The sequence below is a fragment of the Candidatus Babeliales bacterium genome, assembly GCA_016929235.1.
Lineage (GTDB): Bacteria > Babelota > Babeliae > Babelales > JABCYS01 > JAFGJD01.
This window is the reverse complement of record JAFGJD010000004.1, coordinates 108,275-132,106: the sequence shown is the minus strand read 5'-3', so window position 1 is coordinate 132,106 and position 23,832 is coordinate 108,275. Positions and strand designations below refer to the sequence as shown.

At 42.1% G+C, this 23,832-nt stretch carries 16 protein-coding genes; 4 read left to right on the top strand and 12 right to left on the bottom strand.

Features of this window, described 5'->3' with window-relative positions; all coding sequences use genetic code 11:
- Positions 1-2,310, top strand: coding sequence for a hypothetical protein (locus JW872_01135; protein MBN1549244.1), 2,310 nt, complete (start codon positions 1-3; stop codon positions 2,308-2,310).
- On the opposite strand, the gene eno is transcribed toward JW872_01135, so the two are convergent.
- The 4 genes from eno to JW872_01115 all read right to left on the bottom strand — a co-directional run bounded on the left by eno (position 2,300) and on the right by JW872_01115 (position 8,280).
- A complete protein-coding gene (gene eno / locus JW872_01130) occupies positions 2,300-3,568 on the bottom strand; it encodes a phosphopyruvate hydratase (GenBank protein ID MBN1549243.1) in 1,269 nt (422 codons plus the stop codon). The two genes, JW872_01135 and eno, sit on opposite strands and share 11 nt — an antisense overlap.
- 53 nt (positions 3,569-3,621) lie before the next feature.
- Entirely contained in the window at positions 3,622-5,382 is a 1,761-nt protein-coding gene (aspS, locus tag JW872_01125) for an aspartate--tRNA ligase (protein ID MBN1549242.1), read from the bottom strand.
- Between the two features lie 78 nt (positions 5,383-5,460).
- Positions 5,461-5,889, bottom strand: a complete 429-nt coding sequence (locus JW872_01120) for a hypothetical protein (GenBank protein ID MBN1549241.1) — start codon at positions 5,887-5,889, stop codon at positions 5,461-5,463.
- 258 nt (positions 5,890-6,147) lie between these two features.
- The gene (locus JW872_01115; GenBank protein ID MBN1549240.1) at positions 6,148-8,280 is read right to left on the bottom strand and encodes a hypothetical protein; all 2,133 of its coding nucleotides are present in this window, start codon (positions 8,278-8,280) and stop codon (positions 6,148-6,150) included.
- A gap of 112 nt (positions 8,281-8,392) precedes the next feature.
- Here JW872_01115 and JW872_01110 point away from each other — a divergent pair, with 112 nt between their 5' ends.
- Complete coding sequence (locus JW872_01110) at positions 8,393-9,256, top strand: deoxyribonuclease IV (GenBank protein MBN1549239.1); 864 nt, start codon at positions 8,393-8,395, stop codon at positions 9,254-9,256.
- Here the strand turns inward: JW872_01110 and JW872_01105 are convergent.
- The 6 genes from JW872_01105 to JW872_01080 all read right to left on the bottom strand — a co-directional run bounded on the left by JW872_01105 (position 9,253) and on the right by JW872_01080 (position 16,886).
- Positions 9,253-10,239: an undecaprenyl/decaprenyl-phosphate alpha-N-acetylglucosaminyl 1-phosphate transferase gene (locus JW872_01105; protein MBN1549238.1), complete on the bottom strand. Its 987-nt coding sequence runs from the start codon at positions 10,237-10,239 to the stop codon at positions 9,253-9,255. The genes JW872_01110 and JW872_01105 overlap by 4 nt on opposite strands.
- A 17-nt stretch (positions 10,240-10,256) precedes the next feature.
- Entirely contained in the window at positions 10,257-12,212 is a 1,956-nt protein-coding gene (locus JW872_01100) for a translation initiation factor IF-2 (protein ID MBN1549237.1), read from the bottom strand.
- A 5-nt stretch (positions 12,213-12,217) separates the two neighbouring features.
- A complete protein-coding gene (gene nusA / locus JW872_01095; protein MBN1549236.1) occupies positions 12,218-13,318 on the bottom strand; it encodes a transcription termination factor NusA in 1,101 nt (366 codons plus the stop codon).
- Positions 13,319-13,780: 462 nt separating this feature from the next.
- A complete protein-coding gene (locus JW872_01090) occupies positions 13,781-14,359 on the bottom strand; it encodes a uracil-DNA glycosylase (protein MBN1549235.1) in 579 nt (192 codons plus the stop codon).
- 70 nt (positions 14,360-14,429) lie between these two features.
- Positions 14,430-15,734, bottom strand: coding sequence for a hypothetical protein (locus JW872_01085; protein MBN1549234.1), 1,305 nt, complete (start codon positions 15,732-15,734; stop codon positions 14,430-14,432).
- A gap of 72 nt (positions 15,735-15,806) precedes the next feature.
- Positions 15,807-16,886, bottom strand: coding sequence for a ComEC/Rec2 family competence protein (locus JW872_01080; GenBank protein ID MBN1549233.1), 1,080 nt, complete (start codon positions 16,884-16,886; stop codon positions 15,807-15,809).
- A gap of 80 nt (positions 16,887-16,966) precedes the next feature.
- On the opposite strand from JW872_01080, the gene JW872_01075 reads away from it, so the two are divergent.
- Entirely contained in the window at positions 16,967-19,591 is a 2,625-nt protein-coding gene (locus tag JW872_01075) for an insulinase family protein (protein ID MBN1549232.1), read from the top strand.
- Between the two features lie 14 nt (positions 19,592-19,605).
- A complete protein-coding gene (locus JW872_01070; protein ID MBN1549231.1) occupies positions 19,606-20,379 on the top strand; it encodes a hypothetical protein in 774 nt (257 codons plus the stop codon).
- An 81-nt stretch (positions 20,380-20,460) separates the two neighbouring features.
- Here the strand turns inward: JW872_01070 and JW872_01065 are convergent, their stop codons facing one another.
- Positions 20,461-22,182 (bottom strand): hypothetical protein, encoded by a 1,722-nt coding sequence (locus JW872_01065; GenBank protein ID MBN1549230.1) that lies wholly within the window; start codon positions 22,180-22,182, stop codon positions 20,461-20,463.
- A gap of 157 nt (positions 22,183-22,339) precedes the next feature.
- Positions 22,340-23,800 carry an Asp-tRNA(Asn)/Glu-tRNA(Gln) amidotransferase subunit GatB gene (gene gatB / locus JW872_01060; protein ID MBN1549229.1) on the bottom strand — a complete coding sequence of 487 codons (1,461 nt, stop codon included), beginning with the start codon at positions 23,798-23,800 and terminating at the stop codon, positions 22,340-22,342.
- Positions 23,801-23,832 lie beyond the last annotated feature (32 nt).

The window sequence follows — 23,832 nt, the reverse complement described above, 5'->3', positions numbered from 1 at the left end:
ATGATGAAGAAGCTTCTTGCAATATTACTTGCATATACAGTCGGACTAAGCATTTCTGATATGTATGCCTCATCTAGCTCCCATAAGAAAATCAGTCTTAATTTTGAGAATGAAGACGTAAATACGATTATCAATTACCTCGCCTCGAAAATGCGCGTCAACATCATTATACATACTAATGCCATACCTCTAGCCTTTAAAGTTACATTACACAATCAAAAAAAAGTTCCCCTTGAAGATGCATTTAACTTCTTATATACCATCCTGGATGTTGCAGGATATTACATGAATCCATACGGGGATGACTATATCATTAAAAAGAAGGATGAAAACGCAAAAACAGGTTCTGTCAAAGATCCTCTTCAGGTCTACATTGGTATACCTCCAGAAGAACTCCCACATACAGATGAGCGAATTCGATATGTCTATTATTTTGATCACTTTAAGGTCGACCCAAGCGGAAACCTTAAACGCTATACCGATGAGATAAAAACTATCCTAACTGATCTTGGGCTTTCTGATGTAAGTTTTGACGCTGGAAGCAACTCTATGCTTATTATAGGGAAAGCACATCTCATTAAAACAGGCATGACTGTCATTACGGAATTAGATAAGATCGGATTTCGTGAAGTTGTTGAAATTATCAAGCTTTCTCATACCGATGCAACATTCGTATCTAACTTTATCAATAGCAATCTCCTGACAAAACAAAATGATTCGAAAGCAACGTTCACCTTTGCACAAACCATTGAATCTCCGGAGTATTTTGTTAAAGGCACAAAGGTTGTTCCCCTAACACGAACCAATTCTTTGATCATTCTCGGCAAAGAAAAAGCTGTCGATCGGCTGAAAGACTTCATCTACAAATATGTCGATATTCCGCTTGAATCAGGAGACTCGCTTATTCATGTATATGACCTACAATACCTCGATGCACAAAAACTACAGACAACGCTCAAGAGTATGATTGCTGCACAAAAAGCAGATGACCAATCCAAGGGAACGACACCACTCGAAGAACAATTTAAAAATGTCATTATTGAAGTGGAAACATTCGAAGAAGAACAAGGTAAAACACTGCAAACACAATCATCCATTGGTGAAGTAGGGAAAGTGCTCAGAGGTGGAAATCGTCTTCTTATTGCGTCAAACAAACGAGACTGGGTTCATATTAAAGAATTGATTGCATCCCTAGATAAGCCACAATCGCAAGTCGCAATCGAAGTATTAATTGCTGACGTCACACTCGATCATGATAAAATTCTGGCAAGTCAAACACGAAATAAACAAGATACACCGATAAAGAATGCTAATTTTCAAGCAGCTCACATGTCCGCACCGGTTCTTGACAACGCTACCAATCCAACAACTGTGGCTGCGAACTTGCTCACACTGTTTACGTCGGGAAGCACAACTGGCAACATTGCATCATTCGCAACACCCGGATCATTCATTCTGAGCTTTCAAGACACAATAGGCAGTGGAATCTGGTGGGTATTACAAACGCTCAAGGAGTACACTAACTCTAAAATTTTGTCACATCCTCATAACATTGTGTTAAATCATCAACAAGCTCGTATTACACTTTCTGAAACACGACTCATCCGTGATCGCGCAGTTACTCAGCCTGATGGCACCATTAATATTCAAAATACAAACTTCCCTGCCAAACTTGAAGTGGATGTTTTGCCACGTATTAGCACAAACAATAAAATCAATCTCGACATCGCCATTCACGTTGAAGACTTTATCGATAGAACGGCAACTGATAACTCAAAAACCATACGAACAGTTAGAACCAATGCAACCGTTGGGAATGGTGAAGTGCTTGTTCTTGGAGGATTAGTTAGAACACACGAAAGTGATACGAGCAGAGAAACGCCTCTTCTTGCCAAGATTCCTATAATCGGGTGGCTCTTTAAAGGCAAGGTGCAAACAACAAAAAAAGATAATCTAATGATCTTTGTTTCACCAACTATCATTCGTCCACGGGCAGAAGGTGGAATGTCTGATGCAACTGAACGAAAATTTGCATACGGGAAAAATCTTGTTTCAAACGACGAAAATGACCTTTTTGGCCAGCTCAAAGATCCTATCAATCACTGGTTCTTTAGAATTCCTGAACATGGTGGCTCTGATCTTATGAAGCAATATCAAAATCTTGATACCAGTATTGATCAACCAAAGCAGGTCTACCCACAGGAAGTCCCTGAGAAAAGTATCATTCCTAAGCAACAATCAGGATCATCATTGAAGCGCAGAGCGGGCATTTTAAAAAAGAATCAGAAAAATCCTGCCTTTACGCTGTAAGTTTCGTATCCATCATAAGATTCATCAACGTATCTTCTATACGCAATAAGCGGTTGTATTTCGCCATACGTTCACCACGCGCACAACCACCAGCTTTGAATTGTCCTGCCATAGCACCAATTGCTAGATCAGCAATAAATGTATCTTCGGTTTCTCCCGAACGATGAGATACGATAATATTCATATCCCGTTCTTCAGCTATCTGCATTGCTTGCAAAGTTTCAGTCACTGTACCAATCTGATTTGGTTTAATAATCACGGCATTGGCTGCTTGTTCGTTTGCGCATTTTTCAATGAATTTAGGATTGGTAACCGTAAGATCATCAGCAACAATTTGTACCCTGTCACCAAGCCTTTTCATCATTTTTTTCCATCCAGCCCAATCAGTTTCTGCAAGTCCGTCTTCAATAGAATAGATAGGGAAGTTATCAATCAGCTGTTCGTAATATTCAATCATTTGGTCTGCCGTAACCTGGTCACCATGCCAGTCATATTTTTTTAAGCGTGGTTTATAAAACTGTGATGCAGCCATATCAAGCGCAACAGAGAAGATATTGCTACGCTGTTTATCACAAGCTAGGAGCGCCTCATTTAATATATTAAGAGCTTCGATTTCATCAGAAAACTGGGGAGCAAAACCACCTTCATCACCAACCGCAATACTTTTGCCCTTCTTTTTCAAGATAGCTTTAAGTTCATGATAAAGGACAATTGAACATTCAAGGGCATCCCTAAAATTTTGCGCACCAACAGGAACCACCATAATTTCCTGTATCAAGAGATTATTATCTGCATGTGCCCCGCCGTTAATGACATTAAACAAAGGGATTGGCATAGCAACCGATTCTCTGCCACACCACCATGCAATAATCTCATACAGTGAAACCTGCTCCTGAATACTTTGTGCACGATACAATGCCATACTAACAGCCAATGTCGTATTAGCACCCAATTTGCTTTTATGTTGAGTTCCATCTAACTGCACTAAAATCTCATCCATGGCAGGCGCATTCAGTTCCTGCCCAATAAACACAGGAGCTATAACATCTTCAATGATTTGTATTGATTTGGTAACACCCTTTCCCATCAGGCGAGAACCTCCATCACGGAGTTCAAGTGCCTCATTTTTTCCTGTCGATGCTCCTGATGGCACGGACGCAATAACACTTGCGCCGCTTTCTAATGTCACTTCACATTCAAGTGTGGGATATCCACGAGAATCAAATATTTCACGCCCACGTAGATCAGCTACCTTCATATGACTTCCCCTCCTTTTAAGGATTACCAAGCAGCATTTGTCGGGATTTTTGATTATTTCTTTTTCACTACTAGCCCATACTCGCGCAACTTAGCTGCATCAACCGATGCTGGGGCACTCATCATTAAATCAAATCCTCGCTGTGTCTTTGGAAATGCAATGACATCGCGAATTGAATTCGAATTAGTTAATAACATAATCAAGCGATCCAAGCCAAGAGCTATACCCCCATGAGGCGGAAACCCTAACTCCTGCGCCTCGAGAAGGAACCCGAATTTTTCTTGGGTTTCCTCAGTAGATAGCCCTAGCAGCTCAAACATTTTCTTTTGAACAGCTTGGTCATGAATACGAATAGATCCACCGCCAAGCTCAACACCATTCAAGATCACGTCGTAGGCTTTAGCGTGCATCTCACCAGGCTCCTGATTTTCCCATTCCTCGGTTGGCGATGTAAATGGATGATGCGTCGCATTCCAGCATTTTGCATCCGCGTCATATTCAAAGAGAGGAAAATCAACAATCCATGAAAAATTATAAACGTCATGCGGGATCAAGTTCAATGCTTCTCCCAGCTCAAGGCGTAAGCGCCCCAAAGATGTCCATGCTTCTTTATACGGCCCTGCAATAATAAATAACGTATCATTCTTGGTGCATGATGGAATAACGTTTGCAACACGAAACAGAAAGTCATCTGGCAAGAACTTAGCCACCGGGGACTCAGGTTTGCCATCCTCATCAAAACGCACCCATAACAACCCCTTTGCACCAAGGTTTTGTGCTCGTATTACCCAACTATCAAGCTCAGACCGTGTAAATGTTTTTCCAGCAACGTGTAGCGCCCCAATACGACCATCCTGCTGCAAAACAGTCTGTAGAAATTTTAATGACGTGTCTTTAAAGAGTGTGCTGAGGTCCTGAATCTTGAGCTCAAACCGCAAATCGGGCTTATCTGATCCGTACACCTCAAATGCCTGCTCATATACTATGCGTGTAAATGGTCTCGGAATTTCAATGCCTTTGACCGCCTTCATGATATATACCAACAAGGCTTCCATCAGATCCTGGATATCTTGCGCTGTTACAAAAGAAAGTTCAAGATCAAGCTGGGTAAATTCCGGCTGACGATCAGCCCTAAGATCTTCGTCACGGAAACAACGAGCTACCTGAAAATATCGCTCAATACCACCGGCCATGAGTAACTGCTTATATAACTGTGGCGACTGTGGTAGGGCATAAAAGAACCCATGGTGAAGACGTGAAGGAACTAAAAACTCACGCGCACCTTCGGGAGTATCTTTAGTAAGGGTTGGTGTTTCAATTTCATGGAACCCATGTTGTTGCAGGAAATATCTCATTAGAAATATAACATCACTACGAAGCGCCATATTGCTGTACATGCGCTTACGACGCAAATCCAAGTAGCGGTATTTCAACCGCAATTCCTCATCAACATTCTCCGCGTCTTCTAAAGAGAATGGCAACATCTTTGCCCTATTAAGAATTTCTAGTTCAGTAACATAGAGCTCCAATTTGCCGGTCGGTAATTTCTCGTTAACCGTTTCTGTCGGACGAGGATAAACTATACCACAAACAGAGATCACATATTCAGAGCGCAGAGCATGGGCAGCTTTATGTGCCTCAGCGGCAATATCAGGATTAAATACCAGCTGCATAAGACCGGTTCTATCTCGTAGATCGATAAAAATCAATCCTCCATGATCTCGGCGCTTATTGACCCATCCGCTTAGCTGGATTTTTTTGTCAACATGTTCCTGAGTTACCTGGCCACAGGAGACCGTCCTTTGTATCTTCATGCCGTCTGATATCCTCTAAAACCATACACATACAATAAAAGGATATCTTGTTATATCCACAAAGGAAAGACGAAGGATTTATTCTTCCTGCGCCGGTTTTTCAGGAAGAGCAGGTTGGCTTGTAAACATACCCCGTTGAGGAAACCCCGGCGTCTGTACAACTGCTGGAAACAATCCACTCTCATAGAGATTTAACAGCCTCTGAAGCTCGGGATCATTGTTTTTCAGCGCCTCATCGATCATGACAACTGCTTCATCCATCTCCGCAGCTAATTGTGATAAAAGCTCTGGCTGATTAAAAAGAAGGGACTGAAATGCACCTGCCATGGCTGCCGTATAGCTTGCCCATAAGAGACTGAGATACGTTGAAATGCGATGCGCTTTGTCAAAATCACGGCGAACGACGCCACTATACACGAGTGGCACGAGACCAAGACCAACCCCGGTAGCAACACTATTCCAGAATGCAGCTACGTATGCCTGTTCAGCTGGACCCGACGGATTCACCCCTATAAGTGGGGCCCCTCTCAGTGGAGCCAGATATGCATATCCGTATTTGACAACTTTAGGCATAATTCCTGTGGGTCTAGGAACAGAATTCTCGGCATCAAGATTCCTGTACCTCATGAGTACTAGCGATGAGCAACAGCCCAACATAAAAGCAACAAACAAAGCTAAGCGTTGTCTCCCCATATGACTCTCCTTTTTTTGATATACCATATGTCTAGAGAGTCTAATACAACGCCTTGCGCCACAGCAAGTATTTTAGAATTGGTATTCAAGCCCCATATTAAACGAGAAAGCAGTATCAGTACCCAGGAGCGGTAAATTATCAAGATCAATACTTGCGCGATCAAGTAATTTTAAGTGAACATTATTGAGTGGTGTTCCTCTAATATCATCATAATGGCTTCCTGGGAAGAACGCAGACACCACAAAGAATGCTTTTAAATTTTCTAAAATATTTGCATCCACAAAACTATTGATCTCTATACCGAGGAATGAGTTTGCCTTCTGGATATCTGATGTCGTTGCTGTTGAAGCATCAAATGCTAACGTTGGCTCCGGTTGCCAGAACATCATTATGTTTGGCCGCCAACACAACTTTGACTTCACCTTTGGCTTAATATGAAATGCAGCACCTAAATATGAAACATTTGTAAATGACGCCACCGTCGATGCATAGCGCCCCTGCTTCATTGCAGAATTAGGAAGCGTCAACGGACGAGCCAATGTTCGTTGTCCCAAAACATATGCACTTTCTACTTTATTTCCATTAAAGATTTCTTGAAGACCAACAAATCCACTGAAACTTCTTTCACAGATGCTATTATCAAACATATCTAGATTTGGATCATCATCCCCTGATGCATAGCCAAATTCAAACGCAAGCATTAACTGTTTATCAAAGGTAGTAAAACTTGCATCTGCCACACACATCCATCCATTAAATTGATTTTGGAAACATGGACGGAATCTATTGCTGGCATTTACTAGGGTGCTATCCGGTATAGTTGTTCCATTCCACTGTGTTACATCGACATGGCAATCACATGCGCGTTGTGAAGCAACGTAGGCAGCATTTGCTGATGTTACTGCAGCAGGTGTCCCGTCAGCGTTATAGACATGTGTATAAACTGCTTCTACAGAGCCCGTTGAGCTATTCACTTGTAGTATTTGCTGGTTACGATCCCACCCCAAAATTTTTTGATGTCCAAAGTTTTTGGCAACTTCAAAATTGAAATCATAGTCACCAATAAAATGTGAAAATCTAAACCCAACCGAACCAAACTTACTTTCTGCACCTCCTTGAAATTCAATTCTCTGCTCAGGTGCACGGTCATATAAAAGATAAGGCTCTATACGAAATGTACCCAGATCCTCTAAAATAAATGGCGTCGCTTTCAAACGCGCAGCAACAAGCCAATTTATCGATCCAAATCCGCGAGATGGATTATCTTGGTATCCAAATGCATTTTTATAAATCTCCTCAGCATTGGTTGCAACACGATCACTGAGATTTTCTAAAATGGCACCGTACACATCATATGTTAAACGATCTTTGTAAGCCTCCCCGCTAAAAAGCAAACCAGGAGTAAACTGATCAACAACGTTATCTGTATAAAAGCCAAGAAAGCCCGGGTTCAGTGCATATGCAGGTCCTAATGTGATACCGTTTCCCAAAATAAACGGGTGAAATCCTAACTTAAATATATGTTCTTCTGGATCCTCTGATCCAAACATGGTACTCAGAGAGCCCTTCAACCATAACTCTTTCAACCACAATACATGACGCCCAAGATTGTGTCTGTGTGCACCAGTTGTTACACTTCCAACCCTGATCGTAGATTCGGTCGTAGGAATAATAGAACCAGTATTCCCCCAAATTCCTTTATTACGCAATGCAAAGCGCAACTCTACTGCCGGCTTTCCATATTTTTCTTTTCCCAAGAATGCATGTCCAACAAAATCAAATGTATGACGTATGGGTAACACTCGATCGGCTTTGTTGACATGATTTAAAAGAGCAAGGTTTTGTCCATAAAAAAGTTCTGGACGATATTTGCCACCCATGATCAGTTGCGTATCAAGCACTTTGAGAGAAAGGGGTTGAGGCATTTGCGGGGGCGGAGTATCGACATTGAAGGATGCCTGAGGGATCTCCCCCACCTGAGCCTCTTTCGCAGAAATAATGCTATCTTTTTTATTTTGTTTCTTATACACACCAGATGGTTGTTTTTCTGAAAAATATAATGATTGGTCTAACGTGCATGCATTGGGCCGCTCAAGTAACACAACATCATGCGCCTTTGCAAAATTTTCTTTTGGTTTTTTAGCTACAACATAAAAATGTGCGCAGAATAAGCTACAGAGAAGACCGTATCGCAGGATTTGCATGGAAAGCCTCAGTGGATGATAATACAAGGGATATAAAAATCACTCAACACAGAGTACCCAAACAAGAAAAAATGAAAAGGTTCTTTCACGGTTTTTACAATGCAGGAATTTTATGGGAAAAAAACCATTTGTATGTGGCGCACACATGTCAATTGCAGGAGGCTTTGATAAAGCAGTACAACGCGGAGCATCTATTGGGTGTACAGCATTACAAATTTTTACAAAAAGTAATCGGCAATGGCATGCGCGACCAATCATTCAGGATTCGATAGCCGCATTCAACGAGGCATTACAAGAAACAGGCATTCAAAAAAAACATATTGTTGCACATGCAAGCTACTTAATTAATCTTGGCGCAACATCCCAAGAAACATTTGAAAAATCACATAAAGCATTAAAGGAAGAATTAAGTAGATGCGACCGATTGGGAATACCTTACCTTGTGCTCCATCCCGGATCCAGAGGGAAACAAGAGCTGAATGATGCATTAAAACAAATCTCATCAGCTATAAAAGAAACGTTATCTCATCACGATGGAACAGCAAAGCTATTGATTGAAACAATGGCAGGACAAGGAACAAATGTTGGCGCAACATTCGAAGAAATTGCTTATTTACTTCAACACATCAACCATCCAAGTCAGACAGGTGTTTGCGTGGATACATGCCACATATTTGCAGCGGGATATGATCTTCGCACGAAGATAACATACAAAAACACATGGAAGTTCTTCGATGACATAATCGGATTACACCATGTGAAGGCTTTTCATCTTAATGATTCAAAAACGTCGCTTACATCCAAAATCGATAGACATGAACATATTGGAAAAGGAAAATTAGGGCTCGAGCCATTCAGATTACTGATGAATGACGAACGCTTCTTACATATTCCTAAGCTACTCGAGACTCCAGATCAACATGGCCTCAAAGATTATGAACGTAACCTTACCATCTTGAATAATCTGGTCACCTAGTACACTATAGCCAACCAGAACCCAAGCACCCCCCCAAGAACCCAGAACATGTGCCATATACTTAGATATCCATATAGAAACAATCCAGCAATCACACCAAGTAAGAGGGATACCCCTAAGACAAAGAACAAAATAACCTTATTCATCCACTTTTTGCGTTGGAGATAATGGGCAAAGTGGTGGGGGCTCCCCAAATAAAACGGAATATTATTTTTCATTCGTATGGCAATCAATGAGCAGACTTCGAGAATCGGAACCCCCAAAATTACAAGAGGAGAAACCAATCCATATTTTTGTATTAGACTCCAATTGAAAAGAAACGGAACACTGGCAAGAACTCCCCCAATAAAGAGGGCTCCAGCGTCTCCCAGATAAATGCGCGCAGGCATTTTATTGAACAAGTAAAAAGCAATAAGCGCTCCTAATAATGAGGCAACCATAAGTGCTGCAGTACTATTTTGCGCAAACAATGCAATCACCAAAAAGGATAAAGTCGCTCCTCCCGCAATGGTAACCGCAAGTCCATCCATAATATCCACAAGATTGATTGCGTTCGTAATTGTCAATATCCACAACAATGAACATGGAATAGCAAGGAACCAATAGGTATGAAAAAATTCATCTTTAAGATAAAAGCCCCCCTTGACCAAGATAATTGCGGCACCAAGTTGTCCTAAAAATTTTTGTAAGGGCGTAATTGTTATGATGTCATCAAGGAGGCCCACAAACAATAATACTGTGCACCCTACAACAAGAGGAATAATATCTGTAGACAATGACATGGTCGCTGCAAGCGCAAAAAGAAAACCTGCATAAACTGCAATTCCTCCCAAATATGGAGTTGCTTGCTTGTGAGTTTTTATTTTGCCGTCCGGAACATCGATAATGCCAAACGTATAAGCCAGTGATCGCATAACAGGCACAAGAAGAAATGTTACAATAAACGACAGAATACACGCACTTATACTGCGAAGAATAAACATAGACCCCTTCTGTCTAATTATTCTTTCGGAACTACAACAAAGCACTCTACCCTATCACCAACTTGCCATTCATTGAAGCCATCAACTAAGAATGCACATTCATATCCAGCGGCTACTTCTTTCATAGGGCGGCGATCCCTTTGCAAACTACGCACAGGGCCCTCTCCAACTTTGTAGCCATTACGGGAAATCACCACAGTGCAATCTCGAGTCACCTTACCGTCTCTAACATAACAACCAGCGATAACTCCGAGACCCTTAATATCAAAAACCTTCCTAACCTCAACTTCACCAATACGCTTTTTCACCAAGACAATATCTTTACTTTTTTCAAGAAGATCCTTAAGCGCATCAATAAGATGATAGATGACATCATACAGCTCAACGACAACTCCCAATCGGTGAGCAGAGCGTGCTGCATTTGTGTCAGCTTTTACGTGGAACCCAATAATACGGGCGCCGGTATCAACTGCCGTAGCGACATCACTTTCATTAATATCGCCAACTCCTGAATAGATAATATTTAAGTGTTTGTCAGTTTTTTTGGAAAGCGGCTTGATCGCATGCAAGAGTGCCTCGCGCGATGAATTACCCTCAGCCTTAATGATGAGATTAATCGTTTTTTCATCAAAGGCTCTTGTAGATAATTGCGCAGCCGTATCCCCTGTTTCCGTTCTTGCCTTGCGATATTCTTTTTCAGGAACAACCCTAAAGACAGCTCCAACGTCAGGAAGCTGCTCAAATCCAGATACAAGTACAGGAATTGACGGTGCCACTGCAGATACTTTTTTACCATATGAATTGATGAGGGTAATCACCTTTCCTTGTGTTGCCCCGCACATAAAATAATCCCCGATCTTCAAGGTTCCCTGATGGCAAATGACCGTTGCAACGGCACCACGCCCTTTTTGAAGACGAGCCTCAAGAACAAATCCCTGAGCTGGGACAGTTGGGTCTGCTTGTAATTCCATCATTTCTGCTTGAAGCGCAACAACTTCTAATAAGTCAGCAACCCCTGTGCCCTCTTTTGCAGAGATTGGAATAAAAATGGTTTGCCCACCCCATTCCTCGGGTAAAAGATTATATTGAGCTAGATCACGTTTTACAACATCAATACGTTGCGGATCAACGCGGTCAATTTTGTTCACAGCAACAAGGATAGGTATACCCATAGCCTCAGCATGCCGAAGAGCCTCTACAGTTTGCGGCTTCACGCTATCGTCTGCAGCGACAATCAAGATTGCTATATCTGCGGCCTTAGCACCACGGGCTCTCATTTGTGAAAATGCCTCGTGACCAGGAGTATCGAGAAAGACCAACCCACCATGAGGCGTATCAACATGATATGCGCCAAGATGCTGCGTGATACCCCCTTTTTCTCGTGCAACAACACGCGTTTTTCTGATATAGTCTAGCAACGTCGTTTTTCCATGATCAACGTGACCCATAACAACAATCACAGGAAGTCGCGTCTGCAGATGTTCATATTTTGTTTCATCTGCACGATGAGTTTCGCGCTTTTCTTCACGACGAGCCCTCACCTCGAAACCATACTGATCGGCCAGAGCCTTAATCAAATCTTCAGAAACCAATTGATTTTTGGTAGCAACAACACCACGTCGCAATAAAAAGAGAATCACCTCAGTGACGGGGCGATTTAATTTCTGAGCAATCGCGTCAACCGTCATCTCTTGAAGAATAATGTGGGACGATTCTTCCTCTAAATCCTCCTCTTTAGGAAGAGAAATCGGATCAACTTCTTTTGTGACATACGTAGAATTTACTTGCACAGGCTTTGATTGCACAACCTCTTTAACCTGCGGCTCAGATGAAAATTTTTTCTTCAAAAATACAAGGGCTTCATCTGTAAGCTGAGACATATGACTTTTCACCGGAAAGCCGGCATCGTCCAAGACCTTTAACAGATCCTTGCTTGTAACACCAACTTCCTGAGAAAATTCATATAATCGCATAATACCTACTCGTCTTTCTTGTCATCATCGCCTGAACTACTCAACGAATCCGAAGATAATTCAAACTCTTCTGTTGAAATTTCAAATGGCGTATCGCCCTTTTGTACAAGATCGATTTGAACACCCGTCAGTCGAGACGCTAATTGAATATTTTGTCCCATCTTACCAATAGCAAGGGAGCGCTGATCCTCGTCAAGCCAGACCTTAACCCTACCATCACCTTCAAGCTCGACGCGCTCAATTTCTGCCGGCTTCAATGATCTGCGGATCAATTGCTCAAGGTCATCTGAGTCCGCAATAATATCAATTTTTTCGTTGCTTAACTCTTTTAAAATAGGCTTAATTCTTACCCCACCAACACCAACACAGGTCCCAACTGGATCAATATTAGCATCGCTGGAAGAAACAATGATTTTAGATTTATAGCCAGGAGTTCTCACAATCTTCTTAATCTTAACAATCCCCTCATAGACCTCTGGAATCTCAAGCTCAAAGAGACGCCTCAAAAACTCTGGAGATACTCGATCAAGAATAAGCTGATTTTCGTTCCGTGGCTCAGCAAGAACCTCTTTTAATAAGGCGCGAATGGGTGCACCAACGATACATTTGTCGCCTGGAATCGTAAGAGACCGCGGCAAAAACGCCAGATTGTCCTGAATCTTAACTACCGTCCCATTTCGCTCACATTTATGCACAGAACCCAGAACAACCTCTCCCTCCTTGTCCTTGAATTCATTATAAATAATCGAAGCCTCAACAAGCCGAATCTTATTAGCGATGACCTGCTTAGCACGCAAAATTTCAATGCGACCAATCGTCCCATCGAAGGGAACCTTGATAGTTGAGCCCACCTTAAGCTTCTTATCAAGATTTTTAGCCTTCCGCACACTAATCTCAAGATCAGAATCACTCACGGACGCCACAACATTTTTCTCTATTAAAATAATAAGCTCATCTGTTTTTGGGTCATAATCAACATGAAGAGGAAGATCCGGATAACGCTTTGTATAGGCAGCCAGAATCCCTTCACAAATAATAGACCGCAAGAGAGATTTCTCTAGACCCCGCTCTTCAACGAGCTCTTCAATAACACCTGCAAGCTTCACGTTGCCCTTTTGTTGTTTAGAAGTGAATGATACTGGATTGTCTTCAATAAGAGTAACACAAGGGACACAAGGACCCCACTCGGAGAGTGTACCATGAAATACAAAAAGAGGAAGGATCCCCTTTATGCTCTCTCCCTATTAATAAGTAGTTATATATTTAATTTATAAATAATAATAATAGTGTCCCGCTTATTTGTGGATAACTTGAAAGTGTAATCTCGAAAACCCCTATTTAACGGTCACTTTTTGGCCATAACTTAATGTGGATAACCTGTGGACAATATGTGCATAAGTTGTGGATAGCCTAATTATTGAAAAAAGTTATCCACAATCTATCCACAGGTTATCCACATTTTGGGGTGAGTTATCCACAATCTATCCACATTGCCTGAGAAGCGTCGGCGGATTGAGGTTTTCGAGGGTGTCATTTGAAATGTTTTTTGAGGGGGAGCTCTCTATGTGTCAACTTTTTTGTTGATCGAGCGCCTGGATCGCTTGAGAGATGTCTGCAACAAATGTCTTGAGGGCCGCCGGATTTCTGAGGATGTAGGCAGGGTGATAGGTTGGGGTTACGGTGTAGTTGCCAAAGGCGTGTGTGATTCCCCGGGTTTTGCTGATTTGAATCTCGTCTCCTAAAAGCGCCCTGGTGGCAATGGATCCTAATGTGAGGATGCGCGATGGATTGATTACCTTGATTTGTGAGATGAGCAGAGGCATTCCAAGGGTGCGCTCTTCAGGGTTGGGGGTTCTATTTTGTGGCGGGCGCCATTTTACTACATTGGTGATATAGGTTTGTTCGCGGGGAATGCCAAGGCCTTCGAGGGTTTTGGTGAGTAGTCTTCCGGAGCGGCCTACGAATGGCCGGCTCTTCTCGTCTTCTTCTCTTCCAAGCGCTTCGCCAATGATCATGAGCTGGGCATTAGGGTTCCCTTCTCCAAAGACAATGTTTGCGCCTATTGGGCTTCCGAGTGAGGTTTTTCCGTTTTGGTATGGAAGATAAAGATTTTCTAATAATCTCTTTTTGTAGCTTTGAATGTTCATAAGATATCTCTTGTTGTGGTGCTCTGGTCTGGAGAGTATAAGTCTTTTTGCAGAGAACTAAAAACTGTGCCTATCCATTGAGATATGTTCTGACAAATGTAAGCCATTTATTTTCAAGGGCAAATGGAATTTTGTAGTACGAGCTATGCACTCTTACTTCTGGAAAATAAATTGATATGCCCTTTGCGTTTGGAAGCTTTGAACCGGCTGTGTTGGCAATCACAATGGATTCAATAAGTTTCATGCCATCTGTGAGCCCTTCGTATAGAGCCGTTTGGATCCGAGAGGTTTCGGAGCTCGTTGTTTGTTGGAAGAGTGGCAAATTTCTTGAGAGATTGAGATATAAATGATGAAGGTCTATGTAACTTGGTTCATCAAAAGCTGTACATAATCTTCTGGAGCGACTCATTTTTATTGCATCTTTGACTGTGCGATCGTGCTGTCCATGGAGTGCCTGTGTGAGAAGCGTTGAGACATGGTGCACGTTATTTTCAAGCAGTGTGATTGCTTGTAAATCAATTGCGGATTGCGTGTAATCGCCAATAATGTATTGATATGCGTTTCCATATGATTGCACCATATGGGTGGCAAATTCTTTTGGGGTTGGGCAGGTTTCTGTAAATAGTTTGAGAGTAAGTCTATAATTCCATCCAGGTCCAAGTTCTACATTCTGTGAAGAGACCATGATATTGGCGTAATCTCTGACAAGGTGGGCTATGGCAATGTCTGACATGAGACATGCATCAAAGCCAATTATGTCTAGCTTTCCTCCATTGAGAGATTCTTGGCATATTATTGATAATGCTCGTTGTAATCCTTCATTTGTTATGTATTGTCTGTGTTCATCATCAAAGCAGATCCCCTTTTGTAGGGGAGGGGTTGTTTGCGGAAGTAGGCCTAAAAATGATTTATATTGTATTTCGAATATTTCTGGGGTGAGCAGTGTATCAAAGGAAAGCGTTCTTCCTATAAAAGGATCGATTGGTCCGGTTCCGTGGTCCCAAAGAATTAGAGCATAGTGTTGTGCGGGAAATGCTTCTATTGCCCATTTACAAAAATCGATGAGATTCTCAGGGTCTCCGCTGTTTGTTAGGCAGCTGTTTTTACATACGATAAGGGGATTATCTTTTTCTATATATAGTCGGTAGGGGTTTTCATTGCCTCGCTCATCGAGATTGACAATGATATTTAGAAATTCATTTGATCCAATGTCTGCCATCTGGCGAATATTGGTGTGAGAAAACGGGTGTAGATCGTTGCGTGCAGCCATATACACCATAAACGTCCATTCTTTTTTTGGTAATAATTCTGAAGAACCAGCAAGATATGTAATTGAAAAAAAAATAAGGTAATGGAGTATGTGTACTGTTTTCATTGATAGCCCCCTTGAGTTTGTAATTTTACGTTTCTAGTTTATAAAAACGTTTTGCCAATTCTCAATAAAAATTCATCTTTTTTGGCCGTGGGCCTGGTAGGCGCAGATGAGTGCTGCAGTAAGGCTGAAGCTCAACTGGAAGTCCAAGCACATGAGGTTGATGGGGTTGGTAATAAGTACTATTCCAGCAACTACAATTAACAAATCCAATGTCGTATAAGGAAGATGGTGTAGGCGAAGTAGCTTGTGCCCCATCCACATTAATAAAGCACGTAGGAAGGAAACACTTGACCAACTGAGCATTGTATAGATCCCTACTATGCTTATCATAATAATAAGTTCTGTAAGCACAGAGAGCTGTAAAAATGAAAGAAGGGTATTCCACAGGAGCATAATAATCATGAGGTGTAGGCCTGAGCGAGCAAGGTAATGTGAGATGCCCCAATTGCGAAATGCCGGTGCATATTCGTGTGTTTCTGATGTTTTATGTCCAAGAAATAACGCAGAAAAAAGTCCGAATGTTTGTGGTGTAAGTTTTTGTTTAATTCGCTCATACAAATTTCTTCTATGTTTTTGTATCCAGCGTCGTGGGGACCATCGTTGTTTCTCAATTAATAGATATGACAAATGTTGAGGGAATACCGTTGCATAGCAGTATTCTCTTAATGAGAAGTACGATAGGTTTTTTTGGGTAAGGTACAGAGCGTTGACCTGAATGAGGTCGTCAATTTCGAGATATGGTGTATAGGGAAGGTAGATATCAATCGCCCCTTTCAGAGTAGCCCATCCCGCGTCTGTGCGAAGATCGTGCATAGTGAGTGTAAGCTTGGTACGCAGAAAAGGGTGCTCATAAGGGTGTATGTCAGAAACGGTTGCTAAAATGTCATAGGGCCCGTCCTGAGTTGTCCTGATGAAATCGTAATACGGCTGTATATGGCTAAGATATGAAATAGCGCCGCATAAGGCTATTCCCACGATAAAAGCTAGTCCCTTTAATTCTATTTCCGGTGTAGTAATAAGGGTCAGTGCGAGATACACCAAGATGACTATGGGAGAAGGCTGTAGTGCTTGGATATGGATGCCCGCTATGAATGCGATGAGTAGTGGGAGTGACCATGAAGTTTTAAGTAGGGACAGAGCGCGCGTCAACATAGTCTTTTATTGAAGTTAGGGGTCTTCCATGGCAGAGTAGTATACTCATAACAGTTTACAAAGCATAGATAAGGTATGGTATGGATAAACAAGTATTCAAGAAAGTTCTGAAGAATGGTTTGACCATATTGGTTCGTCCGTGTCATACAATTCCTAAAGTTTCCACACAGCTCTGGTATAGCGTTGGTTCAAAACACGAAAAGACTGGAGAGAAGGGACTGGCTCATTTAATTGAACACATGATCTTTAAGGGAACTACCTCGCTTACTGAATCTGATATAAATGAAATTACCCATAAATTGTCCGGTTCTTGTAACGCGTTTACCTCATACGACTACACTGGATATTTATTTGATTTTCCAAGTCAGAATTGGAAAGCGGCATTGCCTATTATGGCTGATTGCATGCGCAATTGTACCTTCAAAACAGAGATGCTGAATTCCGAATTGAAGGCCGTGGTGCAAGAATTGAAAATGTATCGCGATGATTATAAAACATCTTTGTTGGAGGAGATGTTATCACAGATCTTTCCTGATCATCCGTACCATCATCCAATCATTGGTTACAAGCAAGATCTGTGGAGCTTAAATCGTGAGCGACTTGTCGATTTTTATAAGAAACATTATATCCCTAACAATGCAACATTGATTGTTGTAGGGGATGTTGCTCCCGAAGATGTCTTTAAGGAGGCCGAATCACATTTTGGACCGCTTTCTGCGGATCGAGAGTATCAGCAAGAGTCGTTTTATTTGAATCGTGATATTGTGTCTCGTTCTGTAAGACTTTTCCGTGATGTCAAACAAACAACAGTGATGCTTGCATGGGTAGTTCCTGGTTCTACGGCAAAGATGGACTACGTGCTGGACATCATCACATGGATTCTTGCTGCTGGAAAGGGTTCTCGGCTTTATAAAAAACTTGTTGATGAATTGCATCTTGTAACTGACATTGAAGCATTTAATTACGATCTGTTTGACCATGGGTTATTTTTTATTAGTTTTCAGCCAAAAGAGGATATTGATTCACAACGTGTGATTCAGCTTATACACGATGAGATTGAAAATATTCTAAAGAACAAATTGAGGAATAAGGAGATAACGCGGGCGAGAAAGCAAGTTGATAATGAGTTCCTTTCGCTGCTTGAAAATAATCAAAAACAAGCATATCTCATGGGCAAGTTATATCTTGCAACGGGCGATGAGCAGGCACTATTCACATATAGTAATTATGATCCCAAGCAGTTAGAAGGCGATATCTACGACATGCTTGCATTATACTGTCGTCACAGTGTGACGCACTATGGAGAGCTTGTTCCGTTGCGTGACTCAGAGCGTGAATCATGGGCATCATTACAACAGCTTTCTGATCAAGAAGATACGCAAATTTTATCTGGTAAGGAACGCGAGCTTCCCGTTGAATCAGCGCAACATGCACACACTATTACTCCGGCGATGCCAAAGGTTTTTCGCTATCCTAAGCGCAGTATGGAAACGTTGGGTAATGGATTGCGAGTTTTATGGTGCGATCGCAATGTTGTTGAAAAAGTTGATGCAATTATGTCGTTGCGCACGAAGTATTTTTATGATCCTGAAGATAAACCTGGTCTAAGTAATTTTATGAGCGCCGTCTTAATTGAGGGTACAAAAAAACATTCTGCGTCTGAGCTTGCCCAGGCATTTGAGAATCTTGGGATGGGGCTTTATGTTGGGCCAGGGACGCTATCATTAACAACACTATCACCTGATTTTGGAACAGGACTATCCTTGGTGCAAGAGCTATTAGAAGAGTCTATATTTGAAACAGCCTCAGTTGAGCGGGTGCGCGCAAAGCTTTTGGCTGATGTTCGAAATTATTGGGATAGTCCAGTAGATTTTGCAACCGAATTTGTGCGCCGTCATATTTATGAAGGGCATCCGTACAGTAAGAGTAAACTGGGCACGGTTGAATCCATTGCCTCCATAACACGTGATGATTTATGGAGCTGGTACAAACGTAGTATCTCTCCATGTGGAGCACGTGTTGGGATTTCAGGTGATGTTGGCACGTATGATGTTCCATCGATTTTGGAAAAAACATGGGGCACGTGGCAAGGGCCAGAGGTTGCAGCTCTCAATTTCCCTAAAGTACGAGACACACAATCTCAGAATTATGCATACAATATTAATCGAGATCAGGTTGTTCTATGCTTCGCGGGTAAGTCGATTAGTCGTCTGCATCCTGACTACGACAAGCTTTTATTATTCGATCAGATTTTTGGTGGTGGGGTGCTTGGCTCTATGAGTTCTCGTCTTTTCCAGTTACGCGAGCAAACAGGGCTCTTTTATACTATTGCGGGTTCATTAATCTATGGGGCTGACGAGCAACCTGGCATGGCCTATGTGCGAACAATAGTGTCTCTGGACCGGCTGCAAGAAGCGGAGAATGTTATTCGTAAAACAATTGAAACTGTTGCTGATTCAATGACGCAAGATGAATTTAAACAAGCGCAGAATGCGCTCGCAAATGCGCTTGTGGATAATTTTGCATCAAATAGTAGCATTGCGGCTTCATTCTTGGCAATGGATCGGTATAATTTACCTGAAGATTATTTTGATACACGGGCGCAAGATTTTACCAAACTATCGTTCAGTGAAGTACAAGAAGCAGTGAAACGAGTGCTTGATGTTAATCGTTTAGCAACGTTCAAAATTGGGCGTGTTAAATAATATAAAAACAAAATATGAGTATTTCTGAATCCAAGATTGTCGATTTTCGGAATTTTATTAATAATTTCTATGTTAAGAATAGAAGAGCGTTTTCGTGGAGAGATGATATTTCTCCGTACAGAGTGTTTGTGTCTGAAATTATGTTGCAACAAACCCAAACATCTCGTGTTGAACAAAAATTTGAACCATTCATAAAAGCCTTTCCATCATTTCAACGGCTTACAACGGCATCGCTGAGTGAAATCTTGAGGTACTGGCAGGGACTTGGCTATAATCGGCGCTCACTTGCGCTTCACAAAGGCGCACGGATTATCATGGATAGGTATGCCGGCATACTTCCGAGTGACCCTGGACTCTTGGTTGCTTTACCGGGTATTGGTCCTGCAACGGCGGCGTCAATGGTGACATTTGCATATAACAAGGCAACAGTATTCATTGAGACAAATATACGTTCTGTGTTGTTACATCATTTTTTTCCCAACAAAAGCAATGTCACTGACAAACAATTATTGCCGATTGTTGAGCAAGTACTTGATAAAGAGCGGCCGCGAGATTGGTATTACGCATTAATGGATTACGGTGTAATGTTAAAAAAACAATATGTAAATCCAAGTCGTGCCAGTGCGCATTATGTCACACAAAAAAGTTTCAAAGGTTCTAATCGTGAAATTCGAGGAATGATTTTACGATACCTTACGCAGCAGGGATTTTGTTCGCAGCGCGATTTAGAAAAAGAGATCCCTAGTACGTGGGATTGTGTTCAAAAAAATCTCCATGCTTTTGAATAAGAAGGTTTTCTTATTCAAAAGCATGGAATGATTACTCTTGTGTAACTGCTTGACTGAATATTTCTCTTTACGGGGTGCTTTTTATGTTTGCTCTTGTTGCTTGATGATTTCCTTTGTTATCACACCGTAAAGACCTGGAGTATTTGGGAGTACAAAATATCTTTGTATGACCCACCAGTTATTGCCCCTACGCATAAAAATATAGCGAAATGCTCCCCATAAGATTCCTCCTCCTATTTGTATGCGGCCTATGATATAGACATGTCGTGTGGTGGGGGATGGGCGGAAAACAAGTCCCTGATTAAACCAGTTTCCTTGTGTAGGAATAAAGTTGTCTACGGTAATTGTCCAGCGGTGTCGAACAATTTGTTCTCTGATGTGCTCTGGACTACCTGCGTAAGCTCGTGTTGTACGAACGTCTTGTCCACCACGTGTAAACCAGTCGAGAACGTGGCCTTCCTCGGCTTCTCCACGCGCAAATTCTTCTTGCGTTGGATAATCGAAGTGCGCAAAATCTAGCTGACCATATGGCCAGAGTGGCTGATCAGGAAAGAATAATGTTATTTGTGCATTATTTTGAGCGTCGTAGATATCATATTCTGTGCGGTGTGCTGTTGTGTTGTCTCTTCTGAGAACTGTTTCGTTGAGCGGTCCATGTTGCCCTTGCGTGCCAGCGGGAGTCTCTGGGCGCAATTCAGGCGTGAGCCGGGTATTCGGACTTCGGGTAGGAGTTATTGTTCCGACGCTTGATGTCGACATAGGACTACTCTGTTGCCGATCTCGTCTACTTGTTCGAGGGGTTGCGGCAGCTGCCGCAAGTGTTGGAAATTCTTCTTCTGCCAGACTATCTGCAGGTGTGAGTGTTTGTCGTGAGGGTGGTGTTTGGCGTTGGATGCTATCTAAGGACATGGCGCTTTCTGCACGTGATAGCGATTCTTTAGGTGTTGCAGCGTGCGCTTCTACTGGAGTAGGCAATGCAAGGTCGCCGACGGGCGGAAGATCTTCTGCTGGAGGAAGGACAGCAGGGGGTAATTCTTGAGGTGCCATTGTTACTGGCGCCGGTCCAATCTGAGCAAGTCGTTGTTGAAAAAGCGCGTTAAGCTCTTCATTCTGTGGCCGCAACTCTTCCAGCGCAGTGCGAAATCCTGCATCTTCTACCAGTGCTCTTGCTAAATCAAATTCAGGATCACGAAGATTTCTTTTGAGGGTATCTATGAGTTCTTGTTGGAGATGCCCTGATGATGGGGCTATAACTAGATCAAATAATTTGCCGCTTCCAACCGAAGTAAATACAGCAGCTGGTAGTGACTTTATTGCTTCCATCCATCGATCCCAGGCTTGCATGAATCCTTCACGGTAGGTTTCAAAGTACGATGGCTCTTCCCCGGCTACCGGTGGAGTTGCTGGCCCAGCCTCATCAGATGTGGGTGGGATAAAGATCTCGCCGCTTCCAGAACCGGGGTCAAGCTTCTCTTCTATATCGCTTGCTAGGTCTTCCCATGATTCCGGTACTGGTCCTTGATGGCCTTCTACGACTTCTGCCTGAATAAATCTATCTTCTAGTTCTCTTCGTAAATCTGGCCTGCTCATAAACTCATCAAATTCTTCATCGTCTTCAGCCGTTAATCGTACAAATGCGACAAAATCTTCGAAATGATCCTGGATATAGCGGTAGCGATCCTGTTCATCCTGTTGTTCTGGTGTTAGTGGTCCCTTTCCTTTTCCAGGATCCCAATCGTCTTGACAATACAAAGCTCCGAATGAAAAAATAACAGTGGCTGTGATAAGATAAATATGCCTCATCAATCCCCCCCCTCTGGTTACTTAAGCGTCTTTAGACTCCTTGCGTATAGCATGGACTGAGCAGGGGAGATGCCCCACTTCTTCATTCTCCTACTCATGTTATTACAGTAGAAAACCATTTTCTTCGATGTCAATGGATCAGAATAGAAATGAACGATTACACTAGGTGTTTTTTGAGAAGGGCTTGTATGATTTGAGGGCTACCTTTCCCCTGGGTTTTTTGCATGGCCTGGCCAACGAAGAAACCAAATAATTTGTCCTTGCCTTCCTTATACGCTTGGACCATGTCAGGGTGTTCTTTGAGGATAGCTATTACAATTTTCTCAAGGTCTTCAGTAGAGCCGATTTGTTTGAGTCCTTTTTCATTCATGACTGTTTCAGGAGTTTGTCCTGTTTCAGCTATAGTTTCAAATATTGTCTTGGCGGCATGGCTATTGATTGTACCCTCTTCAAGCATGGAAATGATTTGCGCTAGTTTGGTTGGAGTTACTTTACACTGCGCCGGACTCATTTTATGAGCTTTTAGATAACTCATCACATCTCTCAGGATCCAGTTGATAGTTTGCTTACTTGAATTGATCTTAGCCGTTTGTTCATAATACTGTGCAAGTTGACGGTCATTGACGAGGATATCTGCTTCGTAAGAACTCAGGCTAAATTCGTTCATAAGCCGTGTATATTTTTGATTAGGTAATTCTGGCATTCGTGCGCGTACGCGTTCTATCCATATTTGGTCGATTTTGAGAATTGGGAGATCGGGCTCGGTAAAATAGCGATAGTCTGCAGCTTCTTCTTTTGAGCGCATTGGTACAGTCTGTTTTGCTTTGGTATCCCAAAGTCGTGTTTCTTGTTTGACAGTTCCTCCTGATTTTATCAACTCAATTTGACGTTCAATCTCAAACTCAATTGCATCACCAATAAATTTAAATGAATTGATATTTTTTAACTCACAACGTGTTCCGAGTTGTTTACTTCCCTTTTTGCGCACTGATATGTTGGTATCTGCGCGGAGGTTCCCATCCTCCATATTTCCCGTACAGATCCCAAGATACACAACAATATTGCGGAGTGACTTGAGATAAGCCTTCGCTTCTGCAGTGCTAGCAATATCCGGATAGCTGACGATTTCAAGCAATGGTGTTCCTGCACGGTTAAGATCCACAAAGCTTTCGTTTTGATCACCGGCATGAATATTTTTCCCCGCGTCTTCTTCCATATGAATACGAATGAGTCGTACATCCTTTTCTTGGTTGTTCTCAAGACGAATTCTCACCAACCCTTCAGTGCAGATTGGGCGGGTACTTTGTGTTGTTTGAAATCCTTTTGGAAGATCTGGATAAAAGTAATGCTTGCGCGCAAAATCAGTTTTTGAACTAATTGATGATTGCGTTGCGAGACCAGCAAATATCGCTTTTTCGACTACCTGTTTATTGAGCACAGGAAGAACTCCTGGGTGTCCGGCACAAATCTGGCAGATATTAGTATTTGGTTTATCTGTTTTGGCATTAGAACAAGTGCAAAATATTTTTGATTTTGTAGTGAGTTGTACATGGACTTCCATGCCAATGTTAATTTCGTAATCAGGATACTGATCTAGAATAGAAGTGGTGCGTGTCACGCATCATCCTTTCATGACAACCAAAGAGGTTT